Raw genomic sequence first — 19,750 nt, 5'->3', positions numbered from 1 at the left:
TATTTTGTGGTGATCTTATTTTTTTTCGATCTTATTCAGCAACGCACGCATTTCCTCCAGCTCTTTCTTGGATGTTTTTCGGTTACCCAGCAACTGCATCAGCAGGCTGCTTGCCGAGCCTTTGTACAGGGTATCTACAAAGCGGTCCAGCAGTGCGCCCTTCGTCTGCTGCTCTTCGGCCGCAGCACTGTACACATGCTTCATTTGCGACTCGTCGCGGTTCAGTAATGCTTTTTCAACCATGATCTGCATCAGCTTCAGGGTTGAAGTGTACTGTACGCTTCTTTTCTCTTCGTTCAGTTTGTCGTTCACAAAACGAACGGTAGACGGTCCGTTCTCCCAGAGTACCTGCAGTATCTCCAGTTCGGATTTGGTGGGTTCGGCAGTATGATTTTCCTTCTTCATGAACTAAAGGTAGGAAAATATTCGTACGAACAAAATATTATCTTATAAATTTGTGGCGGGAAGTGAAAAATCTTCTCATACTAGTGTCCGGGGGGTATTTCTATACTCCCCTTTTTTTATTGAAAACAAAAGCCCCGTTCACCTTGCTGAAGCTATGGTGAACGGGGCTTGTTATATTGCCGGAAATCAGCTGTTTAGTTAACTGGTCCTTTGCGGATCGGTTTTACAACGGCAGGCCATGTGCCTGGTTGTCCGGTACGAGGATTTACCTGTAAAGGTGCTTTCTCGCGTGAAGTACGCTCAGGATCTTCGCTGGCCATATAAGCCATGATCGCTGCTACAATCGCATTGTCGCGCAGATCATCGAACACGATCTTGTCGTAGGTATCGCGGTTGGTATGCCAGGTATAGTTGGAATAAGACCAGCCCAGTGAGCTGAGTGAGAATCCTGGTGCTCCAGCTGCTACGAATGATGCGAAATCGGATCCGCCGCCGCCCGGTGAACCTGGGAAGCTTGACCTGATCCTCAAACGCAGGCTATCCGGCAGTTTCGCCATCCAGCGCGTAAGATAGGTTCCTGCATCTTTAAAGCCCTGACCTGAAACATTCACGATCCTTCCGGTTCCGTTATCCTGGTTGAACAAGGCCTGTAAGTTTTGTACAATTTCAGGATGATCTTCCACGAATGCCCTTGAACCATTCAGTCCCTGTTCTTCACTTCCCCAGTGACCTACAAGGATTGTCCTTTTAGGATTAGGATATACCAGTTTCAGGATACGCATCGCTTCCATCATGGTCAGTGTGCCGGTTCCGTTATCGGTTGCGCCGGTTCCGCCATCCCACGAATCGAAGTGTGCAGACAGCATTACATATTCTTCTGGTTTTTCAGTTCCCCTGATCTCGCCGATGGTGTTGAATACAGGAACAACGCCATTATCTTTTGAATCGGTCCTTACCGCAATTTTTGGTTTGGTACCTGATTCAGTAAGTCTGAACAGCAGACCGTAATCTTCCAGACCGATATCAATGGTAGGGATTTTGGTGGTATATGCACTGAAGATCTTGTTAACGCCGAAACCTGATGACCAGTTCGACATTACCACACCTGCAGCTCCTGCTTTTTCAAGCGCAACAGGCAGTGTTTTGGCAGTATAGCCGGTTTTGCTCATACGTTTACGCCATGCTTCTGTTGTCTGCGCACGCTCTTTCCTCATTTTATCGAAAGACTCTTTGGTTGCGAACTCCTGCCAGTTGTAATCCGGGCGGCCGGTTGGCTGAGCCATAGAGATCATAACGAATTTTCCTTTTACGGAAGGCAGCCATTTTGCGAATGCTACTGAATCTTCCACATCAGCAAGGATGATCATTTCAGCAGTAATGGTTTTCCCGTTGGTTGAAGGGCTCCATGCAAGCTGCATACCTTCCAGTGATTTTACACGGGGATAAACCATATCGATATGCGAAACACCTCTTTCCCAGCCTTTCCAATCGCCCCATTTCTCATTTTTGGCGCTGATACCCCAGCTTTTGTATTTGGCTACAGCCCAATCGTTCGCCTGCTTCATCTGCGGCGTACCCACCAGGCGCGGGCCAATACCGTCGATCAGTTCGTGTGCCAGCTTTTCCAGCTGTGAATTGGTGGTGGCTTCGGCTACGATCTTGTCGATCACCGGATCTTTCGTCTGAGCCATTGCCACGCTGCCCGTAAGGCTCATCGTAACAATGAATAACCGGGTCATATTCCTGAAATGACCAAGGCGGTTGGAGGTTTCTCTAGTTTTCATCAGCCGAATGTAATGATCCTTTCTTAAAAGAAGAACTCAAAATGATGAACCGGGTAATAACCGCTGAACCCGGTAAATATTAAAAAAAAACGTATCCGGGCACTTCCCGATATACCCGCCAGCGGGTATTGCAGCTGTCTCGCTGAAAAAGATATTTGAGGTATAATACAGATGACGATATCCTATGATCAGCAATGAATCCGGAAAAGAATTCAAGAAGGGGGAGATATGGATTGCAAGACAAGCATAAGCTCCGGGAGCGCTGTTTTTACAGGGCTCCCTTATATTTCTTCTCCATCCTGTTCTGCGGCCATAGCTTCATCTGATAATTCCGGCGGCAGGTCGCGGTTGGGTTTGGTATGATGTACTTTCTGTTTCATCTGCAGTGCCTGGCTGATCACATTACCCCTGCCCGTATGTAATTTTTTGCGTGCATCACTGAATGTAAGGGTGGCTTTATCGAGCTGTGTCCCTACTTTTTCGAAATCTTCCACAAAAGCTGCCAGCTTTTCATAGATTTTCACTGCTCTTTCTGCGATCTGCTGTGCTTCCTGGTTAATACCATCTCTTTTCCAGAGGTCGTACACCAGCTTCATGGCTGCGATCAGGTTGGTGGGGCTTGTCAGTAATACTCTTTTTTTGTACGCATACTGCCACAATTGCCGGTCGGCCTGCATGATGGTGATATATGCTCCTTCCACCGGAACAAAAAGCATTACAAAGTCAAGCGCGCCAACTGCATCCTGGTAACGTTTGCCGCTGAGATTATCGATATGACGGTAAACGGAATTCAGCAACAGATCCATCGCGACTTTCTGCTGGTCATGCTCTGCGGTGATGTATTGCTCATAATGCACAAGCGATACTTTGGAATCAATCACAATAGCCCGCTGGTCGGGGTAACGTACAATAATATCGGGCTGAAGTAATTGCCCCGATTCGCCATAACTGGCTTCCTGCGGAAAATAGTGGATCCCCTTCTGCAGGTCGGCATATTCCAGGATGCTTTCGAGTATCATTTCACCCCAGTTGCCCTGTTGTTTCACCTGGCCACGCAGTGCGTTGGTGAGGTCATTCGCCTGTGTGGAGAGCGTATTGTTCAGCTCCATCATGTACCTGATCTGTTCACGTAAACTGATCCTTTCTTCCGACTCGCGGTTATATCTTGTTTCAAATGCGGTTTTGAATTGTTCGATGTTTTCTTTCAGCGGATGCAGTATCGTAGTCATATTCTTTTCCTGCAGTTTGTGAAAACTTTCTGTCTTTTCCTCGAGTACCTGCTGTGCCAGCACCTGAAATTCTCTGGTGAATTTGCTGCCGATCTCTTCCAGCTGTTGTTTCTGTGCCACCAGTTGCTCTTCCTTTGCCTTAAGTTCTGCGCCGAGCCGGTGGTTATTATTCTGCAGCCGCACCGATTCCTGCTGTGTCTGCCAGTGCTTTTCTTTTTCCTGGCGAAGATTGTCCTTTATCTCGCCGAGCGATATTTCAAGCTGCTGCACCAGTGTCTCGGCCTTTGAGCAGGCTTTACCCGTAATGGCCAGCTGCTCCTGCGTTGTACTTAAAGCAGTTGATAATTTCCCGCGTTCCGTATCCAGCAACCGGTTCTCGGTTTCCAGAGCCACCAGTTTTTCTTTTTGTTCAGCCAGTTCCGCCTGTTTTGTGCGTGAAGCGGAAATACTGATCAGCCACATCACCAGTATGCCACCCAGAAAAGCTCCGGCACAGTAAAGTATGATTTCCATATGCATCGTCAATCGGATTTATGTAATTGCAAACAAACGAAAATGCAACAATTGTTTCTATCTTACCGCATTATTTATAGCTATTTTAACCTCTCTTCCCAAATGCCCGAAGATTTTGAATTGCCTATCTGGTACAATGGCCTGGAAATGTTATTGCCTGCAACCATGCACACAACCGGCTTTACCAATTATTTCCGGATCACCGTTAATGACGTTGTGATCGTTTTTGAAGCCGATGAAGAACGGAATTACAGGGCAGTGGTCAGTCCTGAAAATATGGAACAAATTCATGCTGTACAACCGGGAATTTTACCCGTGATTGCTGAAACACTGCACGACCTGTTTACCTGAACCGCTGAATAATATGGCTACAGTTCCTCCATTGATCATCACCCTTGGGATTTCTCCTGATGCAGCCAGCTATTTTACCGAATTACGCAATATCCATTACCCGGCCCATGCCAACCTGCTCAACGCGCACCTTACATTATTTCACAGGCTACCTTCTGACGAAAAGGAGATTCACTCGATCTTATCCGCCGCCGTCATGCAACAGGCAATGGAGCTTGCAGTAACGGGAATTGTATTATGGAAGAAAGGTGTGGCATTTACTATCGATTCCCCGCAACTACAGGAGTTTCATTCAGGCCTTCAGCACGCTTTGGAAAAATGGACCTGCGCTAAAGATCAGAAGCCATTGAAACCACATATCACGATCCAGAATAAGGTCACCGCCTTTAAAGCATCATTAACACACAAAAAACTGGCGGCTGGTTTTGTTCCTTTTACGATACTGGCAACAGGGTTAGATTGTTTTCATTTCAGCAAAGGAAAATGGGAAAGGATTGCATTCTATCCTTTTGGTGAGACAGCGCATAAAAAAACCGGCAGTTTCCTGCCGGCACCATAACTCAACCTGTTTTAACGTACCAGTATTTTTGTTATCACAGGCAAATGGTCACTCAGTTTCTCCATTTCTTCCCTGCTCAACAGGTAAACAGGTCCTGTGCTGCCAGGAACGATCCTGGATTTAAGATTCTGATTATACAGGACATGGTCGATCCGCCAGCGTGGTGCTTTTGCAGGATGAGAATATACTTCTGTTCCTGCCAGCGGATCTATCAGCCTGCTCTTTTTATTTCCTTCCTGCATAATGCGGAACTCGGCGCTTTCCGGGGTTGCATTGAAATCACCGGCCATCAGTATAGCTGCATGTTTGTCTTCTTTCAGAATGCGGTCGAATTCGCCCTTTAAGAGGTGGAACTGGCCTGCACGTGTTGCCGTATCACTTTTATTACGGCCTGCTTTCAGGTGTACGCCACAGAGATACAATTTACGGTCTGCCGCCGGCCATACTTCTGCGATCCACATTCTTGAATTGATGTTGGTCTGCGTAAGCGGCATGCCATTCTTATCTGTTTCTCCTTCTACCGGTGAATAAACAGCATTGTAGGTACGGAATGTTCCGATCGGCACTTTGCTCATCAGCATTGTATTCTGGTACCAGGTCTGGCTTTCTGAAGAAGCAAAGAACTTGTACCCCAGATCGTACTTCTGGTTGATCTCTCTCAGGTAAGCAACGGTCTCGAATTCCGCGATCATCACAATATCTGCATTCGCTGCCTTGAGGGCTTTTGCCAGCAGTGCTTCCCGGCCTTCCATTGCTTTGGCTGCATCATCTTCCATCCTGTTGGAGATATATGGATTGTCTTTGGTGTCGGTGAAATTCTCCGTATTGTAAGCCATCACCACCAGTGTATCCTTTGCCGGTGCATAATCTGCCGGGAACACCATTCCGGGCCTGTATGTTGTCAGTTTCTGTGCCTGTACTGCAGTGATGACACTGCCCGCAATCAGAAACATTGCAAGTATCTGTTTCATGTTATCTGCTTATTTCAATATACCCTTTAATACTGCTATTTTACCGTCGATGCTGCTTTCGTTGTAATTCAGTCCTAGGATCCTGGCGATCAGCGGGTAAACGTTTACATTTTCAAAGGTACCTGCCTGTACACCTTTCTTAAATGCTGGCCCCCAGGCCATAAAAGTCGCCTGCATGTCTTTCACCGTATAAGGATCAAAACCATGGTATCCTGCGCCGGGCTTACGTGCTGAAAATACTTTTGGCCATTCGGGCAGCAGCAGGATATCCCCGATGCGGTTCAGACTATCGTCTTTATCGCTGTAATGCAGGTTGGCCGGCATATTACTACGCAGATAGACCTTATAATCTTTTTCTTCGCTCTTCAGCTTTTCATAGGTTGGCTGTATATCTGCTTTATCCTTCGCGTGCAGTACCAGTGTTGTTCCCGATGAAGGAATGATAAATTTCGACGGATCGATCGCTGCCGGCATCGGTATCGGATTCAGCGTATCAACGGCTGTCATTCCGTGATCCGCCAGGAAAATAAAATTCACGGGAAGTCCGGTTGACGCAACAGCTGCTGTTAATACATTGATGATGGAATCAACCGTTTTTACGGCACTGGCTGTTTGTGGCGCGTCCGGTCCGTAACGGTGCCCTGCATGATCCGGCTCCGACAGGTAAAAAGTAATCAGGTGCGGACGATCTTCTTCCGGAAGCTGCAGCCAGTTCTTTACGGCAGAGATCCTGTCGGCAACAGGCATCCTGTCGTTGAAGTTGTAATAATAAGTAGGCCGTACATTCTTAACTGCAGCCTCAGACCCTACCCAGAACATACTTGCGCTCAGCAGCTGTTGTTGCTCTGCCAGTACCCATAATGGTGTTCCGCCGTACCAGCTGCCATCGCCCACTTTTACTTTGTCGCCCATTGAATAATTACCGCCTTTGGCTGCATCGTAGAAAGTGTTGTTTACCAGCCCGTGGTGTGCAGGATACAGCCCTGTTGCAATGGAATAATGATTGGGAAAAGTAACCGACGGATAACCCGGTATCATAGCTGTTGCCCGCACTCCTTCCGAGGATAAGCGCAGCAGGTTTTCAGCATTATATTTTTCAGCGTAATCATGCCTGAATCCATCGGCCGAAATGAGGATCACATAGGGTTTCAATTGTTGCACGCTTGTATTTTTCCTTCCTGCAACGATCTTTTGCGCAGTATCCGGCTGAGCCTGCGCCTGCAGGTTTCCTACGGCTATGCCCAGCATCAGCATTAATAAAATGCTGCCTTTATATTTTTTCATCCCTGTTTTTCTTTGTGTTTTAAATTGTATTCCGGCCATGTGCGTGTTCCTTATTCTTCCCATCACTTCGCCCTCACTGCACATTCCTTAAAGGACGTTTCACGATATGCGGGCTGGTCAGTTTATTGTCTTCCCGGTATTGATTTACCATCGCATCTGCCTCCCGTGTTCTGTCTGCAGAAAGGATATCAGCACCTCTTGTGATCATATCATAATACAAACGATCGCCCCGGGCTTCTGCTTGCCTGTCGAGGTTGCCCAATGTTCCGAGGATGCACTGGATCTTGTGTTCATGCAATAATTCATACAATGCCGGATCTGCTTCGCGCACGCCTACAAAAGCCAGCATGCGGTTATATGGAACACCATTGTCGTATAAACGCTGCAGGTCTTCCTTGTTCTGCACAGTTACGGAGATCATCAGATCGGGAGCCAGTTTCGCCACCTCCGCCGCCTGCGTTGCATTATAAGTAATGATTACAGAACAGCTTTCCGTTTTCGTACGGCGGATCGCTTCGATCACACGTGCATAGGGCACGCCTCTTTTTACATCGAGGGTAAAGATCACTTTGTTCTTACCCCAGGCCAGCACATCATCCAGTTTCGGAATTTTATAACTCGTTACCGTTCCTTCATTGTCCTTCAGGTATAACTTTTCCAGCTCTGCATAAGGCTGTTCTTTGATAACACCTGTACCGGTTGAGGTTCTGTCGAGTTTGTCATCGTGCATCAATACCAGCACCGAATCTTTGCTTAACGTGATATCACATTCAATAATGGCCGGATGTACAGTAATGGTATTGGCAAATGTTTCGAGTGCATTTTCCGGAAAGCCTTTTACAGGACCACCCCTGTGTGCACTGATCAACGGAATTCTTTTTGGGGAGTATGTCAGAAATTGCTGCAGTTCTGTCCCGTTCTTAAACTGTAACAAGTATTCCGACCGTTGTGCAGTGACTGTTATTGAAACCAGTAATGCCAGCAAGGGCAGGAAAAAGATCTTTGAGATACGCATAACTTTCATTTAATAACTTGAACCTGTTAATATCAACAGGTTCAAGTTAGTGTTTCTTATTTAATCGTAATCAGCTTAGACACCGAAACGGCAGCCATTTTATTGTCTTTGGTACGGGCATAGGCACGTAAGGTGTACGACTTGTTACCGGCAGGAAGCTTGGTAAGCTTCAGCAGCAGGTTACCGGCAAAGGCTGTCGTATTCGGGTATGAAGTGGGAATACTGGTGGTTGCAATCGCATTATTGGCGTTTGAAGTGGCAGCAGTTTCTGTCCAGGAATTGAAGTGAACGCTGTCTACCAGTTTAGCTGTACCTGAAGAAGGCGCATCATACCATGCGATATCGAAAGTACCTGCCTCTGATTGGGTAACGGCGCCACCGAAGGTAACCTGGATAACGTCTGTTTGCGCAAAAGGCCCTGTCTGCAACATCAGACCGAGACTTGTAAGCTCGATGGAAGGCAATGCTTTTTCCAGTTCTGTCTTGATAAAATCATTGTTCTTGGTGCATGAGCTGAGCAGAACACCAATCAGCAAAGCAGAGAAACAAACTTTCTTTTTCATATTAAAATGATGTTGGGTTAAAAGATATAACGAACGCCTAACTGCATTGACCAGGTTCCGCCGGAGCCGGTAACGGTCTGGAATGGATCAGTATATAAAACACCGTTGGTCTGCTGCATACGGTAAACCGGAACACCAGCTGTGTTGAAGCTGCGGAATGCCAGCGGCTGTGTGGTGGTGGTGGTTCTTCCGCCAGGCCAGTACCTGTTCAGCAGGTTGGCAAAGTTGTTGAAATCTGCAGTGATCTGTAAAGTGTGCTTCCGGTTGCCGGCTTTGATGAATACTTCCTGCATGATCCGTGCAGTAAGGTCATTCGACCATGGAGATACACCTCCGTTACGCTCTGCATACTGACCACGGCGTTTGCTCAGGTACGGGGATTTGTTGATGAAAGACTCCAGCGCTGCAGCCTGCTGTTCGGCTGTATAGTTGAACGTGAGCCCGTTAACCGTTACAGAATAAGGCTCGAATGTGAGGTCTGTAGCTTTTACAGGAACGTACATCAGGTCCTGGTTGTTACCGTCACCATTCATATCACCGTTCACCCTGTAAGTGATGTTACCGCCTGGTGAACCCTGGTAGATCAGCGACAGTGTGGTTGCACCATGGTTCAAATATTCAAGCCTGTAAGACAGGATGCTTACCACACGGTGCCTTGATGCGGCAGAAGAATTATACAGTTCCATCTCGTTCGATGTTCCTACGGTAGCATTTGAGTTCCAGATGGAGTAAGCCTGTGAACCCGAGTTGCCGGATATGTCTTTTGCGCGTGTATGTGTATACGCGAGCGATCCGTAAAATCCTTTGGAGAATGATTTTGAAAGTTGTGCAGTGAATGCCATTGAATAACCCTTGCTGGTATTCTCAACCACTACCGCACTGCTGATACCAGGATAAATAGAACGATCAGCAGGTGCAGTTGAAGTATAACGCGGCCTGTTATCAGGTCCGCTTGCCACACCTGTAGGATCTTTCAGGTTGGCGTTACGCATGCGGATGGCATTGATGTCTTTGGTGATCAGACCTTCGAGGGTCAGGTTAAAACCATCGCCCAGGTTTTTATCGATCGCGAAATCCGTACGGAAGATCTGCGGGAATTTGAAATTCTTGTCAACCAGCACGATGTTGCTTGGAATAGAAGCGCCGGCTACCGGCGGGAACAGGCTTGCATAAGCATCTACCTGTGGTTTGAAAGTAATGTTGTTCAGGATCGCAGCTTCATCGGGATTCGAGTTCCGTAACGCTACGCTGTTCTGGTACATACCTGAGTTGGTAGGCATATTGGTGAGCCATACAAACGGCGCCATACCTGCGAAAATACCGGTACTACCTCTTACTATGAGCGACTTATCACCTTTCACATCCCATCTTACACCGATCCTTGGAGACATGTTCACACGCGCAGTTGGCCATTGACCATTGTAATGCGCCGGGTTACCGTTTTTGTCAGGAAAAGTAAGTGCTGTGATCGCCGGATTCTCGAGCGCTTTCTCTACATATACAGGTCTTTCAGCCCGGATACCCAGGGTGATCTTCAGTTTCGGATTCACTTTGATCTCATCCTGTACGTAGAAAGATGCCTGTCCGTAGGTAAGTTCTGCAGAATAAACCGCTTTTTTACCTGGAACCATTGAATAGGCATAAGAGAAGTACAGCGGTGATTTCTGTGTGATGAAATCATTGAGCGAATTGTACACATAATAACTCTGCGCACCAGGCATGAACATGTTGCCTACTTTATTGTTCTCGTAGCTGATACCTGCTGTAAGTGTGTGCTTTCCTGCATAGTAAGTAAAGTTGTTGGTAATGTTCCATACATTGTTAACAACATCGTTGTTGTAGCTGTATGGTTCATATCCGAAACTCATATAGTTATGCGCTGTAGTTGTACCATCGAAGATTTCCACAAAAGGAAAATCTGCACTTTGTGTTACGCGTGTATCCCTGATACGGCTTACAGTGAACAACAGGTTGTTAGACATATTGCGATAGTTACTGTTGAGCTCCAGTGTACCTGAACGAACGATATGCTTGAACCCATATACAGAGTTGGCAAATACCATGGAACGGTTGCCGAGACGTCCGTTAGGCAGGCTCGATAACAGTGAAGTATTACCCGGGATGAAGAAACCACCACCACCGATAATGGAAGACCCGTTAATGGAAGAAGGCTCTTCGTTACTTACGAAATCCTGGTATTTGGCAGTTAACTTGTGATGTGTATTAATGTTCCAGTCGAGCTTCATGATATACTTGTAGTTATCCTTTTTTGCAGAAGGATAATTCTCGTATGCGCCTGTTTCATATCCATACACATCTTTCAGGTGTTTGGATAATTTAGCCATTGAATCGAGCGGCGTGGAAGACTGGCTTCCTACAACAGTACTTCCCAATGGCACCCAGTTGGTGATCCTTGAACCTGAGTTCACTTCATACTCACCATTCACGAAGAAGAACAGTTTATTCCTGATGATCGGTCCGCCAAGGCTGAAACCGAATGATTGTTTGGATGAAGATGTGGCTGCAGGAGGCAGGATATTGTCGCCTGAACGTCTTCCGTTGAAAGACTGGTCCCTGTAAAAAGTGAACGCCGTACCACGGAATTCATTGGTACCGCTTTTGGTAACGGCATTAATACCCGCACCGGTAAAGCCGGATTGTCTTACGTCAACAGGAGCAATATTTACAGTGATCTCATCGAATGCATCGAGAGAAATCGGTTCCGCACCACCACCCGGTAAAGGATCGGTACTAAGGCCGAAAGTATTGTTCAGGTTGGCGCCATCTACCTTCAGGTTATTGTAGTATCCGCTTCTTCCTGCGAAAGAAGTACCTCCGTTCGATTGTGGGGTCAGCTTGGTAAAATCTGTGATACTTCTTGAGAAAGTGGGCAGGGTGGCCAGCTGGCGCGAATCGATCACAGTAGAAGCACCGCTTTTTTCCGTACCGGAGCTTTTCCTCAGCATCGATTTAACGACAACCCCCGTAAGCTCACTTGAATTTTTCTCTGCCAGTGTTACGTTAAGATCATAAGGATCTCCGAGTGTCACCTGGATACCATCTACCGTTTGTGTTGTAAAACCCACATACTCGATCAGTACAGAGTAAGGCCCGCCAACACGCAGTCCGTTCATCGCGAATGCACCGTTCTTACGCGTTACATTCACATACCGGGTACCGGAAGGCTGGTGTGTTACCGTAACGGTAGCGCCTTCCAGGCCTTTTCCGTCAGGGGATTTTACAGTGCCGGTCATAGCACTGGTTGTAACCTGCGCTTCCACTGCAAAGGGCAGCAAAAACATGAAAAGCAGGTAAAGCAGTTTTTTTGTGTTTCGCATAAATTGAGCGTTTCTATTTAAAAAAAATTACAATCAGGGATAACAGATATTGGATTTTATAACGGGTTATTGATCTGCAGGCCGGGCGTTGATATTTCCGTTGATCACAGCTCTTTGCTCCCTGTTTCCCTGTGGCTGTTTTATGATGCCCGGCAATAAAATGCCATCAGGTGCCTTGAACGGCAAGGCCAGCAGTCTGGCGATCACAGGCGCGATATCTTCAAGTCCCATTTTGGGCACAACGGCACCGTTGTTGATTCCGGCGCCGAAAGCAACAAAGCCGGTTTCGATATTGGAGAATTCGGGGAAATAACCATGTGTTCCGCCACGGCCCGCACGAACCAGTTCGCCGCCGGCACTGCCGGATACGGACACACCTTCTACAGGAGCTATCGCCAGCGCTGCGTTTGGATCTGCGCCGATCTTATCGAGCTCGGCACGTTCCACTATACGGAAGAGTTTTTTTACGGATGCAGGCAAACTGTCGAGCATGTTTTTAACAGCTGCAAGTGTTCTCTGGTCGTTCCTGTTTTTGAGATGGAGAAAAGCAGAACCGCCGGCGCTGTGGAACATTGCTTTCCATTCGCCCCTTGCGCCTGTGCTCATCAATCCGCGCTGTGCCAGCAGTACATTAGGGGAAAAACTTGTATTCACATCTACAAATCCGTGATCACCGGTGATGATGATGGCAGTGCTGTCTTTTATACCCGCAGCTGTGATCGCTTCGAGGATATTGCTTACCGCATGGTCTGCTGAAGCAAGTGCTTTCTTTACTTCTTCACCTTCTCTTCCCACGCTGTGTTCTGCATGATCTACGCAAACAATATGCAGTGTGGTGAAGTTGGGTTTGTATTTTTTGATCAGGTAAGAAGCAATGCGGCTCAGGTTCTCATCTATCGCCAGGTTATTCAGGTTCATCTTATCATAAGTAAGCTTACCTGTGGCTTCCTGCTGAATCTCTTCAAAAAGGCCTGCTGGTGTAACATGCGGATTGATCGAATTACCGTTATTCACCCAGGCTTCGGGCACATTGTAATCAACCGGTGCACCAACTGATACCGGCCATGAAATACAGGCAGAAGTAAGACCTGCTGTTTTCACTACATCCCAGAGTGTTGGTGTTTTGATCAGTTCTGCTTCGCGATACCAGGTATTGGTTGATCCCGAATCAGAAAAGATCGTGTTATAATAAATACCGTGTTTCGCGGGAAATGCCCCTGTTATCACGGTTGTATGTGACGGATAGGTTACTGTGGGAAATACGCCGCGGACACCTTTGGCATGCGCACCGTTGTTTTTGAGATATTGCAGGTTAGGTGCAGGCCACGACTGATCGAGATAAAATTCCGGCCTTAAGCCATCAATGCTGATCAATACCACGTACCTGGCCAGTCTTTTTTCATTGTTACTGTTCTGCGCCTTTGAGTCTGAGGCTAATGATGATAACAGCAATGAGGAAAGTACAGCAAAAAGTTTGCTTTTCATAAGCATGTTGTTTTTGAGGAGTTGCATTAAACAATGCGGGTTGCAGATAACGCTGCAAATGTATACCTGCCCCAAGCCAACATACGTTTTCAGAAAATCACCAAATAGTTACGTTAACATTACCGGTGTTAAAATCTGACATTGCGCCTGTTATATTCGCACAATCCTTTGTACATAAGGATTACATAGAATTATTGATAATATTAAAACTGAATTATCCGATCATTCCGGCGGAGGAAATCATCATATTTTTATCCGCTGTTTTCATGGTATCTGCAACAAGTTGACGGGTGGTTGCAGTGAGGTCTGCCATATCTGTATATGACAATAATTTATTCAGGTAAACAAGTCGGTTATCGGCAGTGAAGATCTGTTTACGGAGATCCGTATATAATAATTGTATCCGCTCACGTGGTTCGAATGAACGTATATAAGCGAGAAGTGTTTCTGTTTTATTCCACCGGTAAACGATCTTGGGATAAAACCAGGCCGCCACTACCGGATCGTGTGTGATCAGGTGTTTGAAAAAAGGCAGGTCGTAGGACCTGACTTCTGTTGCAGACATTGTTTTGCAGAATTCGCAGAAATCGTCCCCCAGAACAGCGAGATTCCCGAAAAATTCGCCCGGTGCAAGGATCTCATAAATCCGCTCTTCGCCTTTGGGCGACAAACGCCCTACTTTTACCGCACCGGATATAATTTCATAAATATTCGTGAACCGTTGCGGCGGCCCGTAAAGCTGTGCGCCTTTCTTCAGCAGTACATTCGTAACCTTACCCTTTACCGGAATTCCCTTGTTGCACAGGTATTGAAATAATCCACCTTCACCGATATTGTTCATGGAACTATGTTGTGCCGCAAATATCTGCATTCCCGTAATTTTCACACAGCGCAAATCGGTTAACAACGGCCTTATAACCGTGAATCAGGCGCTGGTAACAATTACATAAGATTGACGTAACAAGGATTTAATATTATAGCTGGCCTCGCGTTGCGGAAAGCGCGTCTTCGTTTAAACTCGAATGTGTTTTTGTATCTCTCATACCCAGGTATACAAAAAGCGAAACAGCGATACATGCTGTGATATACCAGTAAAAATAAGTTTCATGTCCTGCATCCTTAAACCATAATGCAATGTATTCTGCAGTACCACCGAATATGGCAACTGTAACCGCATAGGGAAGACCAACACCCAAAGCCCTGATCTCAGCAGGAAACAATTCTGCTTTCACAACTGCATTGATACTTGTATATCCACTTACGATCAAGAGCGCAAGCAGCAGCAATACAAACGCGGCGCCTGCGGTTGTTGCCTGGCTCAATGCCGTCAGCATGGGAACGGTGAACAGGGTGCCTGTTATCCCGAAACCGATCAGCAATGGTTTTCTACCGATCCTGTCCGATAGTAACCCGAACAAAGGCTGCATGATGGCGAAGATCAGGAGGGAACAAAAAGACAGCACGGTAGCTGTCTCTTTCGGAAGATGTACTGTATTGACGAGGAACTTCTGCATGTATGTTGTATAGGTATAAAACGCAAGGGTGCCGCCAAGTGTAAGACCGATTACGGTCAGCACCGCACGTGGGTGACTCAGCAGCATACGGATAGTGCCTCTTGCCTTGGTTTTCTTTTCTGCTTCAAAAGCAGCAGTCTCATGCAGGCTGCTCCGCAGGTATAATGCGATGATGGATAAGACGGCACCGATTGCAAAAGGTATACGCCAGCCCCACTCATGCAGTTCCTGGTCTGTGAGTAAGAATTTCTGCAGGATCAGCTGGATGCCTAAAGCTATCAGTTGCCCGCCGATCAGCGTCACATACTGAAAACTGGAATAGAAACCACGCCTGTTGCGTGTGGCCATTTCGCTGAGGTAAGTAGCAGACACGCCATATTCACCCCCAACACTCAATCCCTGCAGAAGTCTTGCCAGCAGCAGGATAACGGGTGCAGCAATCCCTATCGAGGCATATCCGGGCGTGCAGGCGATCATGAGTGATCCGGCAGACATCAGCAAAACAGAATATAACATAGCGTTCTTTCTGCCGGTCTTGTCGGCAATGCGTCCGAAAATCCAGCCGCCTACCGGCCGCATGAGGAAGCCAAGCGCGAAAATGCCGGCTGTATTTAAAAGCTGGGCAGTTGCATCGCCCTTTGGAAAAAAGGAAGGAGAGAAATAAATGGCAAAAGCTGAATACGCATACCAATCATACCATTCTACAAGATTACCAACAGATCCTCCCAGTATGGCGCGCAGTTGCCTGGCTGATATCTTTTCGTTTTGCATGATACAATGTACTGAAAATTACAGCTACCGGTATATGTTACAGTTCAGTTGGTTTCAACTATACTTCTGAAAGTGAGATTAATCCTTGGGGTTTTAATTTTGGTGGTAGGCGGAAGCCTGTGCAGCCAGTTCGTCTGCGTTTCATCTTTCATAACAAGCAGGCTGCCCGCTTCAAGCACCCTGCATACCGTATCGCCGGTACGCTTATGCCTGAAGCAGAACTTTCTTTCGGCGCCAAAGCTCAGTGAAGCAATTGTGGTATTACGACCCAATGATTTCTCATCGTCGCTATGCCAGGCCATACCTTCCGATCCGTCATGATAGAGGTTCAAGAGGCATGAATTGAACGAACCGGACGTAAGCTGTTCTGCCAGCTTCTTCAGCTGCAGCAATTCCTCCGTCCATACAAGTGCCTGCTTTGTTGCATTCGAATAGGTGTAGAGATAATTACGGTCTCCATACCAGGCTACTTTTCTTTTGGTAATAAAATGCTTACCGAAAATATAAGCTTCATCGTTCTGCCAGCTGATCCCGTGCAGCAGTTTCTGATAATAGGCCGCAGCCTGTTCTGGCGGCATGATGGTGCCGTAATAATTAACCGTGCCATCGTAAGGCAGCAGGTTTACCGTATGATCCTGTTCAAACAATTCCATCTTTCCATGCTTTATAGGCAAGCGGCATACAATGACCACAAGGCCTGAACCCGTTTGCTTCCGCTTCATGTACTGAAGCAAAGAACACGCGGTTCCGGCGCTTCATCTTTTTACCGGAGCGGCAGTTCAATTTACCATAAATTTTCAACCTGCGGTTACCTGCGGTAGTTATTACAGAGCGCCGGATATCTCTTCGCAACGATTTATCATTTATTTCATCGTGCCGCATCATACATCAGCTGGTTGCATCATGAAAAATAATGCCCAATGTACGCCGCTGACCGCTGTGCAGTACGCTTACGCCATGTTTCATGTTCGCCCTGTAATACCCTCTTGAACTTTTCACAGGCCTGAAATTAGTGGTAAAGATCAGCACATCTCCTTTCCGCGGCTGTAAAACAATTGCTTTAGACTGTGCCCTTGGCACCTGCTGTGTCAATACAAATTCTCCACCTGTATAATCTATTCCCGGCTCATCCAGAAAAATGACCAGCTGAAACGGGAAAAACAGATCGCCGTATATATCCTGATGCATCGTGTTATAACCCCCGGGGCCATATTTCAGGATTAATACCGTTGGTTTGTCCTGACCTTTTTTAACGCAGGCCTCATGCAACTGATCAAGCGTATCAGGGTAAGCCTGGCCGATGTTCAACAGCTGCATCCACTGGTTGGCTACAAACACAAGACGTTCATATACAAAGGTCCTGACCTGCCGTATCAACAATGGAAGCGGGTAGCTGAAATATTTGTATTCCCCCAACCCGAAACGGTATCGCTCCATGCTGATCTTTTTACGGTATAATGACGGCTGATCATATTGATTACTGATCTGATCGCATATTTCCGCATCCAGCAATGCCGGCACAAGCGCATATCCATTCGCATGCAGCTGTGCGGAAACTGAAGTCCATTCAACAGACTCCAGTTTTTCCTGTATCATGTCCATAATTATGAATTTGTTTCCAGTAATGCGGCTTCCCAGCCGATCATTGCGGTTTTACGTTTACTGCCCCAGTGATATTGGCCAAATGCGCCACCAGCCTGTATTACCCGATGGCAGGGGATCAGAAAGGCAACAGGATTATCGCCCACAGCACTTCCCACTGCTCTTGCGGCGTTCGGCTGATTGAGCTTTCCTGCAAGCTGACCGTAGCTGGTCAGTTGACCGGCCGGTATTTTCAAAAGGGATTCCCAGACTTTCAGCTGGAAGCCTGTTCCTTTTACATGAAGCTTTATCGCTTCGATATTGCTCCAGTCACGCGAAAATATCTGTAAAGCACGTGCCTGGTGATCGTCATTTGTATGCCGGTAAGTGGCTCGGGGGAAACGTTGTTTCAATCTAAGAAACGCGTCCTGCTCATCTTCGCAGAAAGCAAGATGACAAACACCTTTAGATGTAGCTGCCACCAGTACCATTCCGAAAACCGTATCTGCATAACTGTAAGAAATAACCAGTCCTTCGCCACCATTTTTATATTCACCCGGCGTCATCCCTTCAATGCTGATAAACAGGTCGTGCAGCCTGCCCGTGCCCGATAATCCGGTCTCATAAGCAGCATCGGCGAGTGATGCCTGCGCTGCCAGCATTTTCTTTGCATGATCAATACTGATATACTGCAGGAATTTTTTAGGACTCACGCCGGCCCAGGCAGTAAACAACCGCTGGAAATGATAAGGGCTGAGATGACTGTTCCCTGCAATCTCATCGAGGTCTGGCTGGTCTTTGAAATTGGCCCTGATATAATCAATGGCTTCTTCGATACGGCTGAAGTCTGCCTGGTGCTGTGCTTTCATGATTCAATTGGTATAACAGTACAAAACTACCACTGCCATACCGGTAAAATAACCCGAAACTTGCGCAATTTTCAATAACGGACATTTTAACCATCTGTTGTACGCCGCCATTTGTCGAACTTGGAAACAGGTACACGCTGCGATTTGTAAATCCCTTTATGGCCGCTGGAATAATAAGCCGCAAAGCAGGCCACTGTAAAATACAACGCATACGCCGGACCGAACAGTTCGATGCCCAGGAGGGTACAAGCTATCGGCGTGTTGGTTGCACCCGCGAAAACGGCGATAAAGCCGAGCGCTGCAAAAAGATCTGCCGGCGCTCCCGTATGTGCGGCGATGGTATTACCAAGTGTGGCACCGATGAAAAACAGCGGTGTTACTTCTCCACCCTTGAATCCTGTGCCAAGTGTGATAACCGTAAACAGGATTTTCCAGAACCAGCTCCAGTCTGTTGCTCCGTTTTGCCGGAAAGCGCTTATGATGGAAGTCCCGGCTTCCGTTTTTGATGATACGCCAAGCCCCAGATAGTCGGATGTCTGCAACCAGTAAGAAAGTCCGATAATGATGCAACCGCCGGCAAAAGGCACCAGCCAGCCTGCCCGTACGGGCAGTTTTGAAACCATCTTTTTGAAAGTATGTAAGCCCGTTGCAAACAAGCGTGCAGCCAATCCGAAAAGGATCCCGCCCAGCAGTACTTTCAAAAACAACAGCCAGTTAAAACGTAATAAAACATCAGCATTCAAATCTTCGGAAAGATAATTGCGGTATTGTACATGTGAGATCCCCCAGGCATTACAGACCAGGTCTGCCAGCAATGCTGCTATGATGCAGGGAATGAAAGCCTGGTATCTGAGCTTCCCTACCGTCAACACTTCCAGCGCAAATACTGCACCGGCTACCGGCGTTCCGAATACGGCTCCAAACCCGGCAGCAATGCCTGCCATCAGCAGGGTTCCGGCTTTGTTTGCCGGTAACCTGAACCATTTCCCGGTGAGTGCCGCAAGACTGCCGCCCATTTGCACCGCCGTTCCTTCCCGCCCTGCAGAACCACCGAAAAGATGAGTTACGATTGTAGAGAATAATATCAAAGGCGTCATGCCAACAGGAATGCCGCCACCCGGTTCGTGAATTTCATCGATTACCAGGTCATTCCCCTTTTCGGAACGTTTTCCTTTAAAACGATATAACAGGTAAATAAGAACACCTGCCACGGGGAGAAGGAACAATAGCCACTCATGCTGCCACCTGAATTCCGTTGCCAGTTCCAGTAACCAGAGGAATAAGGCAACCATTGAACCGGAGAGGATGGCCAAAACAAGAAGATAACACAGCCATTGTGCAGCGTGCTTCAGAGTTGAAAAGCCCGGGATGATTGTTTTGATTTGTTTCATATACCTGCAAAAAAGGATGATGGCAAAGCCAGTTTACAATTTGCAGGCGTCATCAGCTCTGTAGCGGTTGGGTCAGGAAGACACCATTTCCTGTATTACTGCTAAGATATGGAATCCACAGGATAAT

Annotated in this window: 18 protein-coding genes and 1 riboswitch; of the genes, 2 read left to right on the top strand and 16 right to left on the bottom strand. The window is 47.1% G+C overall.

All coding sequences use genetic code 11. The annotated features are described in order from the left end of the window. Nucleotides 1–15: 15 nt before the first annotated feature. From B5D42_RS02735 to rmuC, 3 genes are all read right to left on the bottom strand, one after another. Nucleotides 16–405, bottom strand: coding sequence for a BlaI/MecI/CopY family transcriptional regulator (locus tag B5D42_RS02735; protein ID WP_078829883.1), 390 nt, complete (start codon nucleotides 403–405; stop codon nucleotides 16–18). A gap of 194 nt (nucleotides 406–599) precedes the next feature. Then, nucleotides 600–2,189, bottom strand: coding sequence for a M20/M25/M40 family metallo-hydrolase (locus tag B5D42_RS02730; RefSeq protein WP_245825528.1), 1,590 nt, complete (start codon nucleotides 2,187–2,189; stop codon nucleotides 600–602). A gap of 281 nt (nucleotides 2,190–2,470) precedes the next feature. Then, nucleotides 2,471–3,937 (bottom strand): DNA recombination protein RmuC, encoded by a 1,467-nt coding sequence (rmuC, locus tag B5D42_RS02725; protein ID WP_078829881.1) that lies wholly within the window; start codon nucleotides 3,935–3,937, stop codon nucleotides 2,471–2,473. Between the two features lie 36 nt (nucleotides 3,938–3,973). Between rmuC and B5D42_RS02720 the strand changes: the two genes are divergently transcribed. Together B5D42_RS02720 and B5D42_RS02715 are read left to right on the top strand one after the other, a co-directional pair. Further along, the gene (locus B5D42_RS02720) at nucleotides 3,974–4,282 is read left to right on the top strand and encodes a hypothetical protein (RefSeq protein ID WP_139366951.1); all 309 of its coding nucleotides are present in this window, start codon (nucleotides 3,974–3,976) and stop codon (nucleotides 4,280–4,282) included. Between the two features lie 13 nt (nucleotides 4,283–4,295). Continuing rightward, nucleotides 4,296–4,841, top strand: coding sequence for a 2'-5' RNA ligase family protein (locus B5D42_RS02715; protein ID WP_078829879.1), 546 nt, complete (start codon nucleotides 4,296–4,298; stop codon nucleotides 4,839–4,841). Nucleotides 4,842–4,852: 11 nt separating this feature from the next. Here B5D42_RS02715 and B5D42_RS02710 read toward each other — a convergent pair whose 3' ends face one another. The 13 genes from B5D42_RS02710 to B5D42_RS02650 form a co-directional block, all read right to left on the bottom strand. Next, nucleotides 4,853–5,812 carry an endonuclease/exonuclease/phosphatase family protein gene (locus B5D42_RS02710; RefSeq protein WP_078829878.1) on the bottom strand — a complete coding sequence of 320 codons (960 nt, stop codon included), beginning with the start codon at nucleotides 5,810–5,812 and terminating at the stop codon, nucleotides 4,853–4,855. Between the two features lie 9 nt (nucleotides 5,813–5,821). Next, on the bottom strand, nucleotides 5,822–7,096 hold the full coding sequence (locus B5D42_RS02705) for an alkaline phosphatase family protein (protein WP_078829986.1): 1,275 nt from the start codon (nucleotides 7,094–7,096) through the stop codon (nucleotides 5,822–5,824). Between the two features lie 73 nt (nucleotides 7,097–7,169). Further along, nucleotides 7,170–8,111 carry a glycerophosphodiester phosphodiesterase family protein gene (locus B5D42_RS02700; protein WP_217698764.1) on the bottom strand — a complete coding sequence of 314 codons (942 nt, stop codon included), beginning with the start codon at nucleotides 8,109–8,111 and terminating at the stop codon, nucleotides 7,170–7,172. A 56-nt stretch (nucleotides 8,112–8,167) separates the two neighbouring features. Beyond that, complete coding sequence (locus tag B5D42_RS02695; RefSeq protein ID WP_078829876.1) at nucleotides 8,168–8,674, bottom strand: hypothetical protein; 507 nt, start codon at nucleotides 8,672–8,674, stop codon at nucleotides 8,168–8,170. Nucleotides 8,675–8,691: 17 nt separating this feature from the next. Continuing rightward, complete coding sequence (locus B5D42_RS02690; RefSeq protein WP_078829875.1) at nucleotides 8,692–12,012, bottom strand: TonB-dependent receptor; 3,321 nt, start codon at nucleotides 12,010–12,012, stop codon at nucleotides 8,692–8,694. 66 nt (nucleotides 12,013–12,078) lie between these two features. Further along, on the bottom strand, nucleotides 12,079–13,497 hold the full coding sequence (locus B5D42_RS02685) for an alkaline phosphatase family protein (RefSeq protein ID WP_139366950.1): 1,419 nt from the start codon (nucleotides 13,495–13,497) through the stop codon (nucleotides 12,079–12,081). Nucleotides 13,498–13,711: 214 nt separating this feature from the next. Further along, nucleotides 13,712–14,368, bottom strand: coding sequence for a Crp/Fnr family transcriptional regulator (locus B5D42_RS02680; RefSeq protein WP_078829873.1), 657 nt, complete (start codon nucleotides 14,366–14,368; stop codon nucleotides 13,712–13,714). A 103-nt stretch (nucleotides 14,369–14,471) separates the two neighbouring features. Beyond that, nucleotides 14,472–15,782 (bottom strand): MFS transporter, encoded by a 1,311-nt coding sequence (locus B5D42_RS02675; protein WP_078829872.1) that lies wholly within the window; start codon nucleotides 15,780–15,782, stop codon nucleotides 14,472–14,474. Between the two features lie 44 nt (nucleotides 15,783–15,826). Continuing rightward, nucleotides 15,827–16,435 (bottom strand): alpha-ketoglutarate-dependent dioxygenase AlkB family protein, encoded by a 609-nt coding sequence (locus B5D42_RS02670; RefSeq protein ID WP_078829871.1) that lies wholly within the window; start codon nucleotides 16,433–16,435, stop codon nucleotides 15,827–15,829. Beyond that, nucleotides 16,422–16,664: an Ada metal-binding domain-containing protein gene (locus tag B5D42_RS02665; RefSeq protein WP_245825533.1), complete on the bottom strand. Its 243-nt coding sequence runs from the start codon at nucleotides 16,662–16,664 to the stop codon at nucleotides 16,422–16,424. The genes B5D42_RS02670 and B5D42_RS02665 overlap by 14 nt, the downstream gene beginning before the upstream one ends. A gap of 6 nt (nucleotides 16,665–16,670) precedes the next feature. Next, a complete protein-coding gene (locus B5D42_RS02660) occupies nucleotides 16,671–17,384 on the bottom strand; it encodes a 2OG-Fe(II) oxygenase (protein ID WP_078829869.1) in 714 nt (237 codons plus the stop codon). A 2-nt stretch (nucleotides 17,385–17,386) separates the two neighbouring features. Beyond that, entirely contained in the window at nucleotides 17,387–18,232 is an 846-nt protein-coding gene (locus B5D42_RS02655) for a methylated-DNA--[protein]-cysteine S-methyltransferase (RefSeq protein WP_078829868.1), read from the bottom strand. 86 nt (nucleotides 18,233–18,318) lie between these two features. Continuing rightward, nucleotides 18,319–19,623: a voltage-gated chloride channel family protein gene (locus B5D42_RS02650; protein ID WP_078829867.1), complete on the bottom strand. Its 1,305-nt coding sequence runs from the start codon at nucleotides 19,621–19,623 to the stop codon at nucleotides 18,319–18,321. Nucleotides 19,624–19,659: 36 nt separating this feature from the next. Beyond that, nucleotides 19,660–19,723, bottom strand: a riboswitch (Fluoride riboswitch). Nucleotides 19,724–19,750: the final 27 nt, after the last annotated feature.

The organism is Sediminibacterium ginsengisoli (genome assembly GCF_900167075.1).
Classification (GTDB): Bacteria; Bacteroidota; Bacteroidia; order Chitinophagales; family Chitinophagaceae; genus Sediminibacterium; species Sediminibacterium ginsengisoli.
Note: the sequence above shows the minus strand (reverse complement) of the source record. Positions and strands in the feature narration are given on the sequence as shown.